Source organism: Streptomyces sp. NPDC087844 (genome assembly GCF_044742785.1).
Lineage (GTDB): Bacteria > Actinomycetota > Actinomycetes > Streptomycetales > Streptomycetaceae > Streptomyces.
The window spans coordinates 16154-34173 of sequence record NZ_JBIUVD010000021.1; the positions used below are offsets into that span (position 1 = coordinate 16154).

Below are 18020 nucleotides of genomic sequence, written 5' to 3' on the forward strand. Positions count from 1 at the left end.
GAGGCCTCGCCGCACACCGCTGGTCATGAGGCCGACACCGGGCGGCTGACAGTTCGGCGGGCGCCGCACCATGATCCGCGGCGGCGCCGCGCCGCGGCCGGGCCGCGGGTCACTCGAACCGCGAGACGTCGCCGGCTCCCCTGCGGACGATCTCGGCCTCGCCGCTGGAGAAGTCGATGACCGTGGTCGGCTCGGTGCCGCAGTCGCCGGAGTCGACGACCGCGTCGACGGAGTGGTCGAGGCGCTCCTTGATCTCCCAGCCCTGGGTCATCGGCTCCTCCTCGTCGGGCAGGAGGAGGGTGCTGGACAGAAGCGGCTCACCGAGCTCGGCGAGCAGGGCCTGGGCGACCACATGGTCGGGGATGCGGACCCCGACCGTCTTCTTCTTCGGGTGGAGCAGCTTGCGCGGGACCTCCCTGGTCGCGGGGAGGATGAAGGTGTAACTGCCGGGCGTCGAAGCCTTGACGGCACGGAACACGTCGTTGTCGACCTGCACGAACTGGCCGAGCTGCGCGAAGTTCTGGCACACCAGCGTGAAGTGGTGGCGGTCGTCGAGCCGGCGGATGGAGCGGATCCGGTCGATACCGTCACGACTGCCCAGCTGGCACCCCAGCGCGAAGCAGGAGTCCGTGGGGTAGACGACGAGCGCACCCGCGCGAATGGAGTCGGCGACCTGGGTGATGGTCCGCGCTTGAGGGTTCTCGGGATGAACATCGAAGTACTTTGCCACGCGTCGAGCTTATGCCCACGGCCCCCGCCGACGACGCAGGCCCGCTTTTCAGGGCCGCGGGGCTGTGACATGTGCGGCTCCGCCGCGGGGCGCGACCAACCCCCACGGGCCGGCACCGGGCGCACGACCGCACCCGGTGCCGTACACCGCGAAGGCGTCCGCGCCCGATCAGTCCCTGAGCCGATCGAGCTGCCGGATCTTGTTCGTGGCGTCGAGCGCGGCGACCTTGTAGGACTCCGCGAGCGTCGGGTAGTTGAAGACGGCGTCGACCAGATAGTCGACCGTCCCGCCGCAGCCCATCACCGACTGCCCGATGTGAATCAGCTCCGTGGCACCCGTACCGAAGCAGTGCACGCCGAGCAGCTTCCGGTCGTCGGGGGAGACGAGCAGCTTGAGCATGCCGTGCGAGTCGCCGATGATCTGTCCGCGGGCCAGTTCGCGGTAGCGGGAGACGCCGACCTCGAACGGCACGCGGTCCTCGGTGAGCTGGTCCTCGGTCTTCCCGATGAAGCTGATCTCCGGGATCGTGTAGATGCCGATCGGCTGGAGGTCGTGCATCCGGGCCACCGGCTCGCCGCACGCGTGGTACGCCGCCGTACGCCCCTGTTCCATCGAGGTCGCCGCCAGTGCCGGGAAGCCGATGACATCGCCGACCGCGTAGATGTGCGGCACCTCGGTGCGGTAGTGCTCGTCCACCTTGATCCGGCCGCGCCTGTCGGCGGACAGACCTGCCTTGTCCAGGTCGAGGTCGTCGGTGAGGCCCTGCCGGCCCGCGGAGTACATCACGGCGTCCGCGGGGATCTTCTTGCCGCTCTCCAGGACGGTGAGCGTGCCCCGCGCGTGGCGCTCGACCGCGGCGACCGTCTCGCCGAAGCGGAAGGTGACGGCCAGGTCCCTGAGGTGGTACTTGAGCGACTCGATCACCTCGACGTCGCAGAAGTCGAGCATCCCGGGGCGCTGTTCGACCACGGTGATCTTGCTGCCGAGGGCGGCGAACATGGAGGCGTACTCCATGCCGATCACGCCGGCCCCGACGATGACCATGGAACGGGGTACCCGCTCCAGGTTGAGAACGTTGTCGGAGTCCAGGACCGTCAGCTCGTCGAACTCGACGGTCGCGGGCCTGGCAGGCCTGGTCCCGGTCGCGATGACGATGTTGTCCGCCGTCAACAGCTTCTCGTTGCCGGTCACTTCGCGCAGGGCGACGGTGTGGTCGTCCACGAAGCGGCCGGTGCCGGCGAACAGGGAGACGTGGTTGCGGGACAGCTGGTTGCGGATGACGTCGACCTCGCGGCCGACCACGTGCTGGGTGCGCGCGGTCAGGTCGGCGACGGTGATGTCCTCCTTCAGCCGGTAGCTCTGGCCGTACAGGTCCCGTTGGGTGAGACCGGTGAGATAGAGGACCGCCTCGCGCAAAGTCTTGGAGGGGATGGTTCCGGTGTGGATGGAGACCCCTCCGACCATGTCGGGGCGGTCTACGACGGCGACCCGGCGGCCGAGCTTTGCCGCGGCGATGGCGGCCTTCTGGCCGCCCGGGCCGGATCCGATGACGAGGAAGTCGAAGTCGCGCACCAGCAGAGTCTGTCAGCCGGGGCTGTCCCCCGAAAGGGTGAGTTGCCCTCCGGGCGGGGGAGAGGGGGTGGGGTTGTGTTTGTACCGCGGGCCCGCAGCGTACATACGACCTCCGCCCGCCGGAGGCTCAGTGCGTCACCGACCGGGCGACCCGGAAGCCCACGTCGTCGACCTGGTAGCTCGGATGACTGCGGCGCCGCGCGCTGGCGCGCACACTCCAGTGCTCGTCGAACCACCCGCCCCCGCGCAACACCCGGTACCCGCCGTAGACCTCGGCGTCGTAGACGTCCCAGCACCAGTCCCAGACGTTGCCCAGCATGTCGTGCAGGCCCCACTGGTTGGGCCGTTTGCCGCCCACGTCGTGGACGCGCTCCTGGGAGTTGTCGCGGTACCAGGCGATCTCGTCGAGCGGCCCGTACCGGGGCCCCGGCGTACCCGCACGGCAGCCGTGCTCCCACTCGGCCTCCGTGGGCAGGCGGTAGCCGTCGGCGGCCCTGTCCCAGTCGACGTCCCGGTCGACGCCCGCCCGGTCGGCTCGGAAGGCGTAGGCCGGGGTGAGCCCCTCCCGCAGCGACAGGGCGTTGCAGAACCGGACCGCGTCCCACCACGAGACGCCCTCGACGGGCAGTCGGTCCCCGTCGGCGCTGCTCGGCCACCTGCCCGAGACCCGCCCGTACAGCGCCTGCGTGACCGGGAAGGCCCCGAGCCGGTAGGGCGCGAGCTCGACGGACCAACTGCGCCGCGTCCGCCGGTCCGACAGTGTGACCTGCCCCGGCGGGACAGCGATCATCTCGTACACCTGGCGTGTGTCCATGAACAGGCAATCCTACTGACGATCCGGTGGGCCCACGGCGCGTGGGCGCACGTACCGCGGGCTTATGCCAGACTCAGTCCCCTGGACTCATCCAGGTGCCGTGCTCGGCGGAACGGACCATGGCGTCCAGGGCTGTTGCGCTGTGGACGGCGTCGTCCAGCGTGGCGCCGTACGGGGTGCCCTCGGCGACGGAGCGCAGGAAGTTGTACGCCTCGACGACCTTGAGATCGTCGTAGCCCATGCTGTTGGCCGAGCCCGGCTGGAACGCGGCGTACTCGCCGTGCCCCGGACCGACGTACAAGGTGCTGACCGGCTGGTCCTGGAACGAGGTGCCGCGGCTGACACTCAGTTCACCCATACGACGGAAGTCCCAGGAGACCGCGCCCTTGGTGCCGTGGATCTCGAAGCCGTAGTTGTTCTGCTCGCCGACCGAGACCCGGCAGGCCTCCAGGACACCGCGGGCGCCGGAGGCGAAGCGCAGCAGACAGGACACGTAGTCCTCGTTCTCCACCGGCCCCGACTCGCCGCCGGTGGAACGGGTGTGGCCGGCGGTGGCGCCGGTGGGACGGGCCCGCTCAGGGACGAAGACGGCCGTGTCTGCGGTCAGCGACGCGATCTCGCCCAGCAGGAAGCGGGCCAGGTCCACGCCGTGCGAGGCGAGGTCGCCGAGTACTCCGCTGCCGCCGCGCTCACGCTCGTACCGCCAGGTCAGGGCGGAGTCGGGATGGGCGGCGTAGTCGCTGAAGAGGCGGATACGGACGTGCGTGACGGTGCCGATCTCGCCGGAGGCGATCAGCTCGCGGGCGGCCGCGACGGCAGGCGCGTTGCGGTAGTTGAAGCCGACCGTGCCCTGGACGCCCGCCTTGGCGACGGCGCCCGCCACGGCCCGCGCGTCGTCGGCGGTGAGACCGACCGGCTTCTCGATCCAGAGGTGCTTGCCCGCCTCGGCCATGGCTACGCCGATCTCGCGGTGCAGGAAGTTCGGAGCGGCGACACTCACCGCCCGGACCCGGGGATCGGCGGCGATCTCCCGCCAGTCCCGGGCCGCCGTGGCGAACCCGTACCGCGCGGCGGCCTCCTCGGCCCGGCCGGGCACCTCGTCGGCGACCGCGATCAGTTCCGGCCGCAGGGACAGCTCCGGGAAGTGGTGCGGCACGCGCGCGTACGCCTGGGTGTGCACCCGCCCCATCCAGCCGAACCCCACGACGGCGACGCCGAGCGTACTCCCCATGACTTTCCCTACGTTGGATCGGTCCAGATTGGTTTCCGATCACACTGGAGTTCGTAACAGCAGGTGTCAACCCCTTTGACTTTTCGTCGGCGCCTATGGAACGGTCCAAGTCATGAGACCTCCGACGATCCGCGATGTGGCCGAACGGGCCGGAGTGTCGAAATCCCTGGTCTCGCTCGTGCTGCGCGGCTCCGACCGGGTGCGCCCCGAGAAGCGGAAAGCCGTCCTGGCCGCCGTCGAGGAGCTCGGCTACCGGCCCAACGCCGCCGCGCGCAGCCTCAGCGAGCGGCGTGCCCACCCGCAGGCCCTCGACCACGCCCGGTCGGGGGGAACCCCCATGGTGGGCGTGCTCCTGAACGACATGCGCAACCCCTGGTTCGTGGAACTGCTCGAAGGCCTCAACTCCCTGCTGGACGCCCACGGCCTGCACATGCTGCTGGCCGACGGCCATCTGAACCGGCGGCTCGGCGAGGACCTCACGCGGATGTTCACGGACCTGCGGGTCGACGGGCTCATCGCGGTCGGGACACTGCCCAATCCGGAGATGCTGCGTACGGCGGCCGGGCGGCTGCCGACCGTCGTCGCGGGCGCCCGTGAGCCGGTGCTGCCCCGCGCGGACATCGTCGCCAACGACGACGAGTACGGCGCCCGCCTGGCCACCGAACACCTCATCGGGCTCGGCCACCGCCGCATCGCCCACATCGCCGGGCAGGGGATGGTCGGTGAACTGCGCCGCCGCGGCTTCGCAACCGTCATGCGCGAGCACGGGCTGGGCGACACGGCCGTCGTGGAACAGGGCGACCTCACCGAGGAGGGCGGCTACCGGGCCACGGTCCGGCTGCTCAGCGCCGAACGGCGGCCCACCGCCGTGTTCGCCTTCAACGACATCGCCTGCGTCGGCGCGCTGTCCGCCGCCGAGGAACTCGGCCTCCAGGTGCCCCGGGACCTCTCACTCGTGGGCTACGACAACACCTACCTCGCCCGGCTGCGGCACCTCTGGCTCACCACCGTGGACAGCGCGGGCCACGACGTCGGCCGCCGCGCCGCGCAGTGCCTGCTCGACCGGATCGCCGACCCCGCCCGCCCCGGCCAGGTCGTCCTCAGCCCGCCCGTCCTCGAAGTGCGGGGTACGACCGCGGCGCCCTCCTGAGGCCTTCGCCGACCCGCTGGGGGCGAGGAGCGGCGGTCCGTCAGCCGGCAGGGGTGTCGCACTGCGTGCCCGGCGGGCAGAACCACCGCAGCGCGTTGTCCACGAGTTCCCGCTCGTCGTCCGGCCCGTCGGCGTCCGAGCCGTACGCGACCAGCGCGTACCGCTCGCCGTCGGCGGCCTCGAAGCGGTGGTCGATCACGTGCCGGGTCCCGCCGCCCTGCTCGCCCGCGATCTCGTCCGTACGGTACTCGTGCTCGGCGGCCTGCTCCTCGCCACCGGTGACCTCCGCGAGGGAGAGCGCCTCGTACCCGTCGAGCTTCTGCGCCTCCACCTGCGCGACCTGCAAGGACTCGTACGGGGAGGTCTCCATCAGCTGGAACACCTGGAGCCGTCGGGTGCCGTCCGGGCTGCGGTAGTCGATCACGTCGATGCCGTACTGCGACGACCGGGCGTCGCGCTCCCAGCCCGTCGGAAGCGCGACCCGGAACCCCTCCGCGTCCTGCCAGGGCTCATAGCCCGCGGGCAGGGAGGCGGAGGGCTGAGCGGGCGGCGCGCCGTCCTCGGACCCGTCCACGGGCCCGTCCGAGGTCTCCTTCGGGGTGTCGGACCGGGCGGCGGTGAAGGCGCGGTAGGGCTCCGGCTCGTCCTTCCAGGCCAGGGCCCAGACACCGAAGGTGAGGCCCGCCACCGCGAGGACGATCGCCGTCTTCTGCCGGACGACCTTCTGCCGTCGTACGTCGAGGTACTGGTCGGTGTGGAAGAGGCGTTCGCGCCGGGACCCGGCCCACTCCTGCCGCTCGATGTCGAACACCCTCATGCCGCGGTCCTCCCTGTCGCCGTCGCGCCGGTCATCCGAGGAGCTGGGCGATGCCCTGGACGACGGCCGTGGCCGAGGCGACGGCCCCCGCGGCCGCGGCCTGTGATCCGAGCCAGCCCCGTACGCCCACCAGCAGCCGGGTGAGGCGCTCCGGGGGAGCCGCTCCGGTGCGGACGATCTCGCTCTCCGCGTCCGCCAGTTCACCGTCGAGTGACATGTCCTCGGCGCTGCGCTCCCGGACGGGCAGGGCCTCGCGTAGGGCGCGAATGGCCCGGAGCAACTCCTCGTGCGGCAGGGCGGCCTCGGCCGCGGTGCGGTTGACGGACGTCGCGTGCCCGTGGCTGCCGGTGGCGATCGAACCGCCGCTCATGGAGCCGATGTGCACGCTGCCGGATCCGCTGTCCTGCGCGGGCCGGCCGCCGTTGGGGCGTCCTGTGTCGTCCATGTGCTGGTTCCTCGGGGCCGGGGTTCGGGGTTCGGTGTCTAGACGCCGGTGCGCGGCGGCGTGCCGTTCGGCGCGGCGGGGGCGTTGTTGTGCGCGGTCGCGTTGCCGTGGCTGCCCGTGGCGACGGCGCCGCCGGACATGTCCTGGACGAAGACGCTTCCGCCACTGACCTGGTACACGTGCTGTTCGAACTGGTCGGTCCGGTAGCCGTGGGACTGCAGCGCCTCACGCATACCGTTCACGATGCGCTCCTGGACCGTCTTGATGTACCGGGTGACGTCCATCTCCTGATACGGCGAGAGACCGGTCGTGCCGGCCAGCTGGCGCAGCGAGACACGGGGCACGTCGGGGTCCGTCTCCCGGTCGGACCAGCTGCTGCCGACCTCCCTGGCGAGGGTCCTCAGCGCGCCGAGAGCGGTGCTCACACCGGTCGCGGGCCCGTGTCCGAGAGCGCGTACGGCACCGCCCGCCCAGCTCTCGGGCAGCCGGTCCACGAGGGCGTCCACACTCCTGAAGTCCTTGCGGACGGGGCCGAGTACGTACGGGACGACCTCCATCACGAGCATGCCGCCCTGGGTGTGCACACGGACCAGGACGGTCACCACGACCTGCTCGTGCCAGGCGCCGATGCGGACACGGAGGAAGACGCGCCGCCCCTCGCCGCCCTCGTCGACGGCCTCCGCGAGGTGGGCGGCGACCTGGGCGGGGTCGTAGACGGACAGGCCGTCACCGTTCCGCCGGCCGGCCGCCTGTACGGCGTGCACGTCGGAGGTGCCGCCCAGGTGCAGCGGTTCGTCGCGGCCGACACCACCGGGCAGACAGACGAAGCGGTCGATCTCCAGCTCGCGCAGCCGGTCCTTCCCGGTGAGCGCGGCGGACTCGCGCAGCCGCACCAACTGCGGCTCGATCATGGCGAGTGCGCTCTCGGCGGTGAGCGGGCCGTGGTCCTGGCGCGGAATCAGAGAGCCGTCGGGGGAGTGGGAGCCGGTGTCCGGGGCGTCGGACCCGTTCGGCGGACCGGGGCGCTTGCGCAGTTCCATCGCGAAGGACCAGGCCTGGCGGCGCGCGCCCATCCCGACTAAGGGACTGTCCGGCTCGTACAGGGTCAACGCGGCTGTCTGCTCGCGGCGGATGCTGTCGACCAGGTCCTCGTACAACGGGCCCGCGGGCAGGTCCGGTTGAGCCGTCGTCCGGAACGTCCAGCGGGACAGCCAGCGGCACAGGGCCCTGCGCTGAGTCGTCTCGTGCCACCAGGCGATCAGGGCGATGAGCAGCGGAAAGAGCAGCGGGTAGGGCGTCTGTACGTCACCGCCCAGCACCCCGGCCACGAACCAGCACCAGTAGAAGAGGGCGAACAGAACGGCGCACAGGGTCACCGCGAGGCCGAGACCGGCGGCGGCCTTCGCCACCGGAGCGGGCAGGCCCGCCTGGCGGCCGTCGGCGCCCTGCGCGCGCACGGAGTGGGCGAACCAGAGGCCGAGGGCCACGAACGCGTAGAACTGCGACCACGGCATGCGCATTCCGGCGGTCAGCCGGTCGTCGCCCGCGTAGAACGCGGTGAACACGTCACCGAGGCCGACCTCGGCCCCGACGCCCCAGCGGTCGGCGACGCTGTCCCAGAACATCACCACGTCGGACAGCAGGAACCCCAGCCAGGCGGCCAGCATCAGCCCCGCGGTGCGGCACTCCTGCCGCGCGATCCGCAGCGCATGCGCCAGCACGGGAAGCACGTCGACCCCCAGCGGCGGGGCCACGGGACGCTCCTGGTGCACGACCAGTTCGTCGATGACCCGCCGGCGGAAGGCGGCGTCCTGGTACGTGCCGGCACACAGCAGCCGGGTCGCCTCCGTGCGGTTGTACGGATGTTCCGGGAGGCTCACTCCGGCCACGTCGCTCCTCTGTCCCTGACACGCCCTGATGTGCGGGCGCGTGCGCAGGGAAGGGAAGGTAGTGGACGCGGAGCCCGGCTCGTGCGGTCCGTGCGGAGATACCCTTCGTTAGGATGAAAGGCATCTTTTCAGCTGGACAGGGCGCACTGTGCGTGCGGTAGTCATGGGTCAGAGCACGGCGGCGACCTCGAAACCGGCTCCCGCGATGGCCGCGCAGACCTTCGCGCCGTCGAACGCCTCACCCGTCACGGTCACCGACCCGGTGTCGATGTCGACGCGCACGCCGTTCACACCGAGGACTCCGCCGACCTCGGACCCGAGCTTGTCGGCGCAGCGGCCGCAGGTCATACCCATGACGTGGTAACGCTGTTCGGTCATCGATCCCTCGTCTCTTCCCGGCGCGCTCGCACCTGCCGCCCCTGCGGTGGGAGCGGTTTTGGGAAGTCATACGCGCCCGCCGACAGGGGCGTTCAGCATGATCCCCGCGCGGCGGAGGCGCGTTCGTTCCTCACCCCGTGCGGCCGTGTCGGGACGCGGTCCAGGTCGGCGGTCAGGTCGGCGTCGGCGTCGGCGGGAAGGGTGCCGAAGGAGTGCCCACGGTCGCCGTCGAGCCGGGTCGCGCAGTTGGTCCTTGGGCAGCCGTTCCCGCGCAACGCACTGGCCGACCTCGCGCTGGAGTCGGAGGCCGCCACGACGATCAGCGCCGCACCCCCAGGCACCGCGGTGCTCCGGCCGCTCGACGGTTGGGCCGAGGCAGCCGACTCCCTGCCGGCGCACGTGGCCCGCGCCGCACACCCGGCGGACCGTTTCGCCGCGTTCGCGGCCGTCGTACGGCACCTGGTCATCGACGGCATATGGTCACCGACCCGGTACCGCCCCAACTCCTGCCGGCGAACTGGCCGACGCCCGCCCTGCGCGCCGTCCGCACCGACTGTGGGGCAGAGGTGCTGACGGCGCTTCGAGGCGACCGGGTGCCCGCCGAAGCGCCTGCCCGGACGGCTGCCGAGACGTCTCCCGAGTTCACGGCTCCGATTCCCGGGTCGCCGAGCGGTGTGCCGCGAGCTCGGCCACCGCCACGGACAGTTGCCGGCGCAGGGCCTCGGGCAGGGGCTCGCCCGTGACGGCGGCCACCGTGTCCTCGGCGAGGTGGTGCAGCTTGATGTTGGCGTTCTGAGAGACCGTGACCAGTACGCTCCACGCGTCCTCGGGACTCAGCCCGAACGATGCCATCAGGACTCCGCGGGCCAGATCGATGACCGGCCGCGTCTGCATGGCGCGCTTCAACTGGACGACTTCGACGCGCAGACTGTGCTCGGCGTCGGTGGTGTCGACGATGTCAAGGGCGTCCGTGGTGTCACCGGACAACGATCTCTCCTCCATGGTGCTGTGCTTCGTGCCGTTACGCGGGCTCCCGTACCCGTGGGCGATGTCACGGTCGGCGTCGCTCACGGGCCTGAACAGTGACGCGGTGTCCGTGAGGGCGAGCAGCCGCTCGACGGCGCGACTCGCGCACCGCATGACGACCGCCTTGCCGTCCGCCGACGCGAACCGCCGGACGAGCAGCAGGACGTCGAGCCCGGAGCAGTCGCAGAAGTCGACCCCGGCCAGGTCGAGGCGCACACCGCGCACCGAGTCGGCGAGGGCCTCGCACAGGGAGTGCCGCAGCGCCGTGCAGGTGTCCATGTCGATCTCGCCGGCCGCCACCACGGTCATCCACTCACCGGCGCGGTGCGTCTCGATCTTCAGGGATGTCGGGGCGTGCTCTCGCGCGGGGCCGGGCGGCCCTCCGCGGAAGGCTGTGTACGAACCGCCGACCTGTGCGGAAAGCGTTGATCCCGCCATGGCAGCCGCTCCCGGGGCATCCACCGTCACTGTCTCCTCCAGATTCCGCTCCCAACTTTCACACGTCAATAGATACATGAAAATTCTTTCGCCCTTTGGTATGCGTGAATCGCAGGACGTATGCTGTGGTCCATGGGTGAAGTAGCTGAGACACATTCCGGCTGGACGTTCCTCACCAACCACGCCCGGGTGCTGGCCGCGATCTCCGAGAACCAGAGCACCCGCATCCGGGACATCGCGGCGCGCTGCCGACTGACCGAGCGTGCCGTACAGAAGATCATTTCTGATCTGGAGCAGGGGGGCTATCTCACCCACACCCGGCAGGGGCGCACCAACGAATACCGCATCGAGCCGGGGACGATCCTGCGACACCCTGCCGACGCAGGCCTGTCGGTCGCGGGTCTGCTGTCGCTGCTGGAGCAGCACGACGCCGGGCGCGAACGGGATGCGGCCGGGTTTCCGGGCACCGCTGCGGGGGACCCGGCACCAGTAGAGGACAAAAGGCAGCGACATGACGCAGACCCGGCCCCCAGGGGGACAGGGGGTGCGGAAGGAATGTGAGGAGTCGTGACCGCGTACGGCAGCACACAGGAAACCGTCCGTCGCCCCGAGACCGGTTGGGCGCAGGCCCGTCGCCGCCGGGTGGGAGGCGTACGTTTCTGCCTTCCGGCGACAGTCGACAGGGACACCCGCCGCACTTCGGCGGAGCCGGAGGGGAACATCGTCAGGGGCGAGGACTGAGCGAGGCGGGCACCACGCGCCATCGTGAGAGCCCGCATCCCAACGGCCGTCCCGGGCGTCGCCGCATCACCATCGTGAACATCGCCCTCCCTGCACATCCGCAGTTCGTTCGGCTTCTCGACGGCACGGGAGGAGTCCGGCTCAGGGGAGCGGTTGTTCCGTCCAGATGACCTTGCCCGCGGGGGTGTAGCGGGTGCCCCAGCGCTCGGTGAGCTGGGCGACGAGGAACAGACCGCGTCCGCCTTCGTCCGTCGAGGCCGCGTACCGCAGATGCGGTGAGGTGTTGCTGCCGTCGAAGACCTCGCAGATCAGGCTGCGGTCGAGGAGCATACGGACCTCGATGGGGCCGTTGCCGTACCGGATCGCGTTGGTGACCAGCTCGCTGAGGATCAGCTCCGTCGTGAACGCCAGGTCGTCCAGGTCCCACTCCGCCAGCTGCCGGGTGACCGAGGCACGTACCTCGCCGACGGCCGCCGGCTCGGACGGCACCCGCCATGCGGCGATGCGGTCGGCGCCGAGGGCCCGGGTGCCCGCGACGATCAGGGCGATGTCGTCGCTGGGGCGGGGCGGTAGCAGGGCGTCGAGGACGGCCTGACAGGTGTCCTCCGGGGAGCGGTCGGCCCCGGTCAGGGCGGTCCGCAGGAGTTCGAGGCCGACGTCGATGTCCCGTTCCCGGTCCTCGACGAGCCCGTCCGTGTACAGGACGAGCCTGCTGCCCTCCTCCAGTTTGAGCTCGGCCGTCTCGAAGGGGAGACCGCCGACACCGAGCGGCGGTCCGGCGGGCACCTCGGGGAAGTCGACACCGCCGTCCGGGCGGACCACCGCGGGCGGCGGGTGGCCGGCCCGGGCCACGGCGCACTGCCGGGTGGTCGGGTCGTAGACGGCGTACAGGCAGGTGGCTCCGGTGATCGCGGCGCTGCCGTCCTCCGTCGCCTCGTCCTGGTCGATCCGGCCGACCAGTTCGTCGAGGAGACCCAGCAGTTCGTCGGGCGGCAGGTCCAGCGCGGAGAAGTTGTGCACTGCCGTGCGCAGTCGTCCCATGGTGGCCGCCGCGTGCAGGCCATGGCCCACGACGTCGCCGACGACCAGCGCGACCCGGGCGCCGGACAGCGGCAGCACGTCGAACCAGTCGCCGCCCACCCCCGCCTGGGCGGGAAGGTAGCGGTAGGAGATGTCCAGGGCGCTCTGCTCGGGCAGATTGCGGGGCAGCAGGCTGCGCTGCAGGGCCTCGGCCATGGTGTGCTCGCGGGTGTAGCGGCGCGCGTTGTCGATGGAGACCGCGGCCCGGGCGACCAGCTCCTCGGCGAGGGCCAGCTCCTCCTCGTCGAACGGCTCGGGTTTCTCCGAGCGCCAGAAGTTCGCCACCCCCATCACCAGGTGTCCCGCCCGCAGGGGGACCGTGATCAGCGAGTGGATCCCGTACTCCACGACCTGCGCGGTGCGCTCCAGGTCCTGGGCGAGCCAGCCGTGCGCCTCCCTGAGCGCGGGCGCGACCACGGCCTCGCCGGTGCCGAGGCTGTGCGCCTGCGGTGTGGAGGCGACGAATCCGATCCGCTCGCCCACCGGATACAGAGGGGCGTCCTTGCGGATCCCGCTGAACGCCGTACGGCGAAGCGAGGTGCCCGCGTCCGGTTCCTCGCCGCTCAGCACGGCCTCGGCCAGATCCACCGTGGCGAAGTCCGCGAACCGCGGGACGGCCACCTCCGCCAGTTCCTCGGCGGTACGGGTCACGTCCAGGGTCGTACCGATGCCCACCCCGGCGTCGTACAGGAACGCGAGGTGTTCCCGGGCCACCTCGGCCCGGCCGGACAGCGCGCGCAGCTCGGTCGAGTCGCGGAGCGTGGCCACACTGCCCGCCGGGCCGCCCTTGAGGTCCGTGGGCCGCTGGTTGATGGCCAGCAGCCGGTCACCGACCAGGCGCACCTCGTCCGTGACGACGTGCCCCGAGGCCAGCAGGGCGCCGGTGCCCGCGTCCAGGCCGAGTTCGAGGACATGACGTCCCTCGGCGTTCTCCGGGAGATCGAGCAGGCGGTGCGCCTCGTCGTTGGCGAGCAGCAGCCGGCCCTCTCCGCCGACGATGAGCACGCCCTCCCGGACGGCGTGCAGCACCGCGTCGTGGTGCTCGTACATCCGGGTCATCTCGAACGGTCCCAGGCCGTGGGTCTGGCGCAGCAGCCGTCTGCTCACCAGCGCCGTGCCGCCCAGGGCCAGTGCCAGGGCCGCGGCCGCGGCGGTCAGGAGGAGGGGCAACTGGCGCTCCCCGGCCCCTCCCACGTTCTCGGTCGTGATGCCCGCCGACACCAGACCCACGACCGAGCCGTCGTCCGCCTTGATGGGCACCACGGCCTGTACCAGGGGGCCGAGGGTCCCAGTGATCTCCTCGGTGAAGGATCTGCCTGCCAGCGCGGGACCGAGGGTGCCGACGAACTTCCTTCCGATCCGGTCCGGCTTGGGGTGGGTGTAGCGGATGCCGTCGGTGTTCATGACCACGACGAAGTCGACCTCGGACCCCACGCGGGCGGCCTCCGCACGCGGCTGGAGCACGGCCGTGGGGTCGGGGGCGCTCAGCGCCTCGCGGGTGCCCGGAGCGTTGGCGAAGGTCTCGGCGACGGCCAGGGAGCGGTTCCGCGCCTCTGTCGTGCTGTCGTGGCGCACCTGCAGCACCAGGGCGCCGGCCGCGGCCACGACCAGCAGCAGCACGATCGCCACCTGCAGCAGGAAGACCTGGCCGGCGACGCTGCGTCCGCCCAGCCCCGACCGTGCTCCCGCTGACGCGGGCGGGTACCCGTTCTTCCGTGCTCCCTGCCGACCGGGCGGCCGGTGCGGCGCCTGTGCTGTCCGCCGCCCGTGTGCTCGGCCGGGGCGGTCACGCCCGCGTCGCGCGCGCAGGCCGCTGCTGAGGCGGGAGGTCGACCGGGCCCAGGATCGACCCAAGAATCGGACCATATGCTCATGTCTACACTGCCGGGGGCCAGGAGGCGAGGGGCGCCCTTGGGGTGACGGGTGCGGGGTCGGCGCCCGGTGGCCCAGACCTCTGGCGGAAACCCGGCGAAGGGCCCGCGTCGGCGACACGCCCCGTTCCGCCCCCGGCCGCCCTTTCCGGCCGTCCTTTCCGGTCGTCCCTTCGGGCCGTCCCTTCCGGCGCGCGGCCGGGACGCTCAGGGCAGCGGCTCGGCGGAGGGCGGCAGCGGTGCCTGGTAGCCGCCGCTGGCGAGCATCCGCACTTCTCCCGCCCGGCTGATCTCGGCGCGCAGGATGCCGGTGGGGTCGCAGTAGACCGGGTTGCCGCCCGGTCCGAGGGAGGTGGTCCGTTCCACGACCACCTCGTCCGTGACGGCCTCGCCGCCCGATCGCCCATGGTCGAAGGTCAGCCGGTAGCGGTCCGGGGTTTGCATGACGGCCTCCGTGCACGCTCTAGCCGCAGATCTGGTCGAACGCGTCCACTTCCATGATGCGTCCGGATCCCGTCGTCGGCAGAGCGTCCGTGACTCCGGCCGCCCGCGTCGGGCACCGGCCGCGGTGCGCGCCCCTGCCGGTCCCGCCCGACCGGCGGGGCTGTCGTGTGCATGTACGGGGGCTGTGGGCCCAGCGCCCTGTGCAAGTGCGCGCCCCGGGGGTGCGCGGCACTCGCGCGAGATGCCGGGATGGCCGGGATGCGGCGCTTGTACGTGGCGTCGTGTACGCGGCGCCTGCGCGTGATGCCGTGGCCCCCGCGCGACACCGGCGCACGGCGCCCGATCAGGTTCGCGGCGGCCGGTGCGGGCCGGGACCCCGCCCGCGTCAACAGCGGCGCAAGCCGCCGCAGGTGAGGGTGTATCCCCTTCGTGGCCGTCGGAAAGACCCGCCACGAGTGACGACTTGACCGGCGCAAACCGGTGGAAACGCTGTCATGCGCGCCCTCGCGGAGCGCATCGGAACGCCCTTCCCCAACCAGACCGCAGGAAAACGTGATTGCCCGGACACTGGTCTCGCAAACGTCTGGTTCATGAGAGGTTTCTATGAATCCGAGATGTGTCTGAACACTCGGAGCTTCATCTCCGTATGAAGCGGGGGATTGCCATGCCGGTCGGCAACGAAGCGTAGGAGTAGATCCTTGGGACGCAACACGCGCAGACGCCCAACAGGCGCACGACGCGCGACCATCGGGGCGGTCGCGCTGATGCTGGGAGGAGGTGGGCTGGTAGCGGCGAACGTCTACGCCACTGCCTCCGAGAGCACCTCGGGCCAGACCGACCAGGTCCTTGCCTCGGGTGCCGCCACGATCGACTGCCCGGATGTCGGCAGTGAGCTGGCCGCGGTGCCGGACGGATCCAAGACGGAGGTCGACAAGCAACTCGCCCTCCTGGACAAGCAGATCGCCGAGGCCTATCAGCGGCTGCAGAGTTCCGCGGACGCGATCAAGCAGGACGCCGCCTTCGCGCAGAACTCGATCATGAACCCGCTCAAGGACAAGCGAGCGGCGACCATCGAGCGCATCGTGGCGGCCATCGACGCCGTGGGGGACCGCCCCGAGGGGCTGGACGCCTTCGCGCCCTGCATACTCCGCGCCTCCGGCAACCAGGACGAGCAGGAGAACGGGCAGGACGGCGAAGAGAACGGCGACGCCCAGGACGGCGATGCCGATGACGGCGCCGGTCAGGACGGCCAGGACCAGGGTCAGGGCGACGGTCAGGACCAGGACCAGGGTCAGGACCAGGGCGGCGAGCAGGGGCAGGGTGAGCAGCCTCCCGGCAACGGCGGCCAGGCCGGAAACGGTCCCGTGGCAGCCGACTTCGTGGACATCTCCACCGTCCAGCCGAACGTGTCGAAGCCGGCCGCCCAGGGCAACGCCTCCAAGGGCTCCTTCGTCACCAAGTGCGGGGTGAACGAGAACGGGCTGTTCAACTCGGACAACGTGATCGTGGCCCCCGGTGTCAGCAACGGCGCCCACCACTTCCACGACTACGTCGGCAACCAGTCCAACGACGCCTTCGCGAGCGACGAGGACCTGGCGAACGCCGAGACGTCCTGCGAGGACGAGGGCGACAAGTCCTCGTACTTCTGGCCCGTGCTGCGGCTGCAGAACGGCGCCGAGGAGAAGGACGCCGCCTCTCCGGGCGGTGGCATCGAGGGCAACGCCGGCGAGATCATCAGGCCCAAGGCGGCCACGATGTCGTTCGAGGGCAGCCCGCGCGGCGAGGTCACGGCCATGCCGAAGCTGCTGCGCATCATCACCGGTGACGCCAAGGCGTTCGTCAACGGCCCCACCAACGCCAACGCGTCGTGGAGCTGTACCGGCTTCGAGGACCGGCAACTGAAGGACAAGTACCCCCTCTGCCCGCAGGGCAGTGACGTGGTGCGCACCTTCAAGTTCCAGAGCTGCTGGGACGGCCGGAACATCGACAGCGCCAACCACCGCACGCACGTGGCCTTCGCGGCCGCCGACGGCAGCTGCGCGAACGACTTCAAGGCCATTCCGCAGCTGGTGCAACGCATCGTCTACGACGTCGACGCGCCCAGCGTGGCCGACGGCGGCAAGGCGAAGCCGTTCTTCGCGGTGGACTCCTTCCCCGAGCAGCTCCACAAGCCGGTCACCGACCACGGCGACTTCATCAACGTCTTCGACGAGGCGCTGATGGGGGAGATGGTGGACTGCATCAACGAGGGCCGTAAGTGCGACGGCGCCGATGACGGCGGCAACGGCGGCGGTAACGGCGGCGGCAATGGTGGCGGTAACGGAGGCGGCGGTAACGGCGGTGGCGGCGAGGAGCCGACCGACCCGCCGGCGACCACTCCGGCCCCGGACCCGACCGAGGGCAACGAGCAGCCGGGCGACGACGAGCCGGGCACCGAGCAGCCCGGTACCGAGCAGCCGGGCGACGACGAGCCCGGGGACGACGGCCAGAGCGAGGCCCCCGCGGACAACGGCGGCGAGAACACCGCGAAGCCGTCGGCCGGCAACACCGGGGCGACCGGGGCCGCGGGCGGCGCCGACAAGGGCAAGAACGACCAGGGCAAGGGCGACGCCGAGCCCAAGGCGGCCACGTCACCGTCGGCGACCCGGAGCGAGGCCGCCGACGGCGCGGACACCGGCGGCGCCGTGCCCGGCCCCGAACCCGAGGACGCGGGCGGCGTGGCCGCCCCGCAGACGGTCACGGGCGGACTCGCGGAAACCGGTACGAGCCTGTGGCCGGCCGCGGCCGGAGGTCTGCTGGTGATCGCCGGCTTCGTGCTGCTGCGCCGCATCAGCAGCAGGTCGAGGTAGCGGCACTGTCGCACACACCTCACGGAGGGCGGTCGGACCTGCGCAGGCGGGTCCGACCGCCCTCCGTGCGTGCGGCATACGGCGTGGGCCGCGGCCTGAGCGTGCACAGCGAAAAGCCCCGGCTGGACGGGGGAGACCAGCCGGGGCCGTGCGCTCCGTGAGCTGCGGCACACGCGGCGACGAGTGACTGGATCAAGACCTTCCCGAAGGGCGAGGAAGTGTGAACCGCACAGGGCCGGGGGACGGACAGCACTCGCGACGCATCGCGTACAGCCGGAGAACACCCCCTGCGAGCAGGGACGATGCCGGCCGAGCAGGGCGGCCGTGCCGGGCGGCCCGGCGGGCGCGGCGGGCGGCCGACGTTCCGCTGCCGGAAGGGAGGGCGCGGTGAGCGCAACGGATGCGCCAGGGCCAGACCAGTGCATGTCGGGTTTGTTCGGTATTTCAGATCGCTGCCTTGCGCGTACTTCTTCCGGCTCGGTGTGGCCGACACGGCTCTCGTTTGACATATTTGCCTACCGAGTTGGGTGCGCTGGAGCCCGTGC

15 protein-coding genes are annotated in these 18020 nt (G+C 71.2%); 3 read left to right on the forward strand and 12 right to left on the reverse strand.

Annotated features, from left to right (window positions below; genetic code table 11):
- Nucleotides 1-109: 109 nt before the first annotated feature.
- The 4 genes from ACIOKD_RS31940 to ACIOKD_RS31955 form a co-directional block, all read right to left on the reverse strand.
- Nucleotides 110-730, reverse strand: coding sequence for an L-threonylcarbamoyladenylate synthase (locus ACIOKD_RS31940; RefSeq protein ID WP_402090920.1), 621 nt, complete (start codon nucleotides 728-730; stop codon nucleotides 110-112).
- Between the two features lie 168 nt (nucleotides 731-898).
- The gene (gene sthA / locus ACIOKD_RS31945; protein WP_402090922.1) at nucleotides 899-2302 is read right to left on the reverse strand and encodes a Si-specific NAD(P)(+) transhydrogenase; all 1404 of its coding nucleotides are present in this window, start codon (nucleotides 2300-2302) and stop codon (nucleotides 899-901) included.
- A 127-nt stretch (nucleotides 2303-2429) separates the two neighbouring features.
- Complete coding sequence (locus ACIOKD_RS31950; protein WP_402090924.1) at nucleotides 2430-3116, reverse strand: formylglycine-generating enzyme family protein; 687 nt, start codon at nucleotides 3114-3116, stop codon at nucleotides 2430-2432.
- A 73-nt stretch (nucleotides 3117-3189) separates the two neighbouring features.
- Nucleotides 3190-4347 carry a Gfo/Idh/MocA family protein gene (locus tag ACIOKD_RS31955; RefSeq protein WP_402090926.1) on the reverse strand — a complete coding sequence of 386 codons (1158 nt, stop codon included), beginning with the start codon at nucleotides 4345-4347 and terminating at the stop codon, nucleotides 3190-3192.
- 112 nt (nucleotides 4348-4459) lie between these two features.
- Between ACIOKD_RS31955 and ACIOKD_RS31960 the strand changes: the two genes are divergently transcribed.
- Nucleotides 4460-5497 carry a LacI family DNA-binding transcriptional regulator gene (locus ACIOKD_RS31960; RefSeq protein ID WP_402090927.1) on the forward strand — a complete coding sequence of 346 codons (1038 nt, stop codon included), beginning with the start codon at nucleotides 4460-4462 and terminating at the stop codon, nucleotides 5495-5497.
- Nucleotides 5498-5537: 40 nt separating this feature from the next.
- On the opposite strand, the gene ACIOKD_RS31965 is transcribed toward ACIOKD_RS31960, so the two are convergent.
- The 6 genes from ACIOKD_RS31965 to ACIOKD_RS31990 form a co-directional block, all read right to left on the reverse strand.
- Nucleotides 5538-6314 carry a hypothetical protein gene (locus ACIOKD_RS31965; protein WP_402090929.1) on the reverse strand — a complete coding sequence of 259 codons (777 nt, stop codon included), beginning with the start codon at nucleotides 6312-6314 and terminating at the stop codon, nucleotides 5538-5540.
- Nucleotides 6315-6345: 31 nt separating this feature from the next.
- Nucleotides 6346-6759, reverse strand: coding sequence for a hypothetical protein (locus ACIOKD_RS31970; RefSeq protein ID WP_402090931.1), 414 nt, complete (start codon nucleotides 6757-6759; stop codon nucleotides 6346-6348).
- A gap of 38 nt (nucleotides 6760-6797) precedes the next feature.
- The gene (locus ACIOKD_RS31975) at nucleotides 6798-8648 is read right to left on the reverse strand and encodes a hypothetical protein (protein WP_402090933.1); all 1851 of its coding nucleotides are present in this window, start codon (nucleotides 8646-8648) and stop codon (nucleotides 6798-6800) included.
- Nucleotides 8649-8816: 168 nt separating this feature from the next.
- Nucleotides 8817-9026, reverse strand: a complete 210-nt coding sequence (locus ACIOKD_RS31980; protein ID WP_402090934.1) for a heavy-metal-associated domain-containing protein — start codon at nucleotides 9024-9026, stop codon at nucleotides 8817-8819.
- Nucleotides 9027-9118: 92 nt separating this feature from the next.
- Nucleotides 9119-9367 (reverse strand): hypothetical protein, encoded by a 249-nt coding sequence (locus ACIOKD_RS31985; protein WP_402090936.1) that lies wholly within the window; start codon nucleotides 9365-9367, stop codon nucleotides 9119-9121.
- A gap of 301 nt (nucleotides 9368-9668) precedes the next feature.
- The gene (locus ACIOKD_RS31990) at nucleotides 9669-10490 is read right to left on the reverse strand and encodes an ANTAR domain-containing protein (RefSeq protein ID WP_402090938.1); all 822 of its coding nucleotides are present in this window, start codon (nucleotides 10488-10490) and stop codon (nucleotides 9669-9671) included.
- 132 nt (nucleotides 10491-10622) lie between these two features.
- On the opposite strand from ACIOKD_RS31990, the gene ACIOKD_RS31995 reads away from it, so the two are divergent.
- Entirely contained in the window at nucleotides 10623-11051 is a 429-nt protein-coding gene (locus tag ACIOKD_RS31995; RefSeq protein ID WP_402090940.1) for a helix-turn-helix transcriptional regulator, read from the forward strand.
- A 321-nt stretch (nucleotides 11052-11372) separates the two neighbouring features.
- Here the strand turns inward: ACIOKD_RS31995 and ACIOKD_RS32000 are convergent, their stop codons facing one another.
- The gene (locus ACIOKD_RS32000) at nucleotides 11373-14177 is read right to left on the reverse strand and encodes a SpoIIE family protein phosphatase (protein ID WP_402090942.1); all 2805 of its coding nucleotides are present in this window, start codon (nucleotides 14175-14177) and stop codon (nucleotides 11373-11375) included.
- A 212-nt stretch (nucleotides 14178-14389) separates the two neighbouring features.
- Entirely contained in the window at nucleotides 14390-14626 is a 237-nt protein-coding gene (locus ACIOKD_RS32005; protein ID WP_402090944.1) for a DUF6296 family protein, read from the reverse strand.
- Between the two features lie 764 nt (nucleotides 14627-15390).
- On the opposite strand from ACIOKD_RS32005, the gene ACIOKD_RS32010 reads away from it, so the two are divergent.
- Entirely contained in the window at nucleotides 15391-17475 is a 2085-nt protein-coding gene (locus tag ACIOKD_RS32010; RefSeq protein WP_402091228.1) for a DUF1996 domain-containing protein, read from the forward strand.
- Nucleotides 17476-18020 lie beyond the last annotated feature (545 nt).

Coding starts and splice junctions, on each gene's coding strand:
- ACIOKD_RS31955 (WP_402090926.1), bottom strand. CDS start 4,347: ATGGGGAGTACGCTCGGCGTCGCCGTCGTGGGGTTCGGCTGGATGGGG.
- ACIOKD_RS31990 (WP_402090938.1), bottom strand. CDS start 10,490: ATGGCGGGATCAACGCTTTCCGCACAGGTCGGCGGTTCGTACACAGCC.
- ACIOKD_RS32000 (WP_402090942.1), bottom strand. CDS start 14,177: ATGGTCCGATTCTTGGGTCGATCCTGGGCCCGGTCGACCTCCCGCCTC.
- ACIOKD_RS31965 (WP_402090929.1), bottom strand. CDS start 6,314: ATGAGGGTGTTCGACATCGAGCGGCAGGAGTGGGCCGGGTCCCGGCGC.
- ACIOKD_RS31980 (WP_402090934.1), bottom strand. CDS start 9,026: ATGACCGAACAGCGTTACCACGTCATGGGTATGACCTGCGGCCGCTGC.
- ACIOKD_RS31950 (WP_402090924.1), bottom strand. CDS start 3,116: ATGGACACACGCCAGGTGTACGAGATGATCGCTGTCCCGCCGGGGCAG.
- ACIOKD_RS31970 (WP_402090931.1), bottom strand. CDS start 6,759: ATGGACGACACAGGACGCCCCAACGGCGGCCGGCCCGCGCAGGACAGC.
- ACIOKD_RS32005 (WP_402090944.1), bottom strand. CDS start 14,626: ATGCAAACCCCGGACCGCTACCGGCTGACCTTCGACCATGGGCGATCG.
- ACIOKD_RS31960 (WP_402090927.1), top strand. CDS start 4,460: ATGAGACCTCCGACGATCCGCGATGTGGCCGAACGGGCCGGAGTGTCG.
- ACIOKD_RS31995 (WP_402090940.1), top strand. CDS start 10,623: ATGGGTGAAGTAGCTGAGACACATTCCGGCTGGACGTTCCTCACCAAC.
- ACIOKD_RS32010 (WP_402091228.1), top strand. CDS start 15,391: ATGCTGGGAGGAGGTGGGCTGGTAGCGGCGAACGTCTACGCCACTGCC.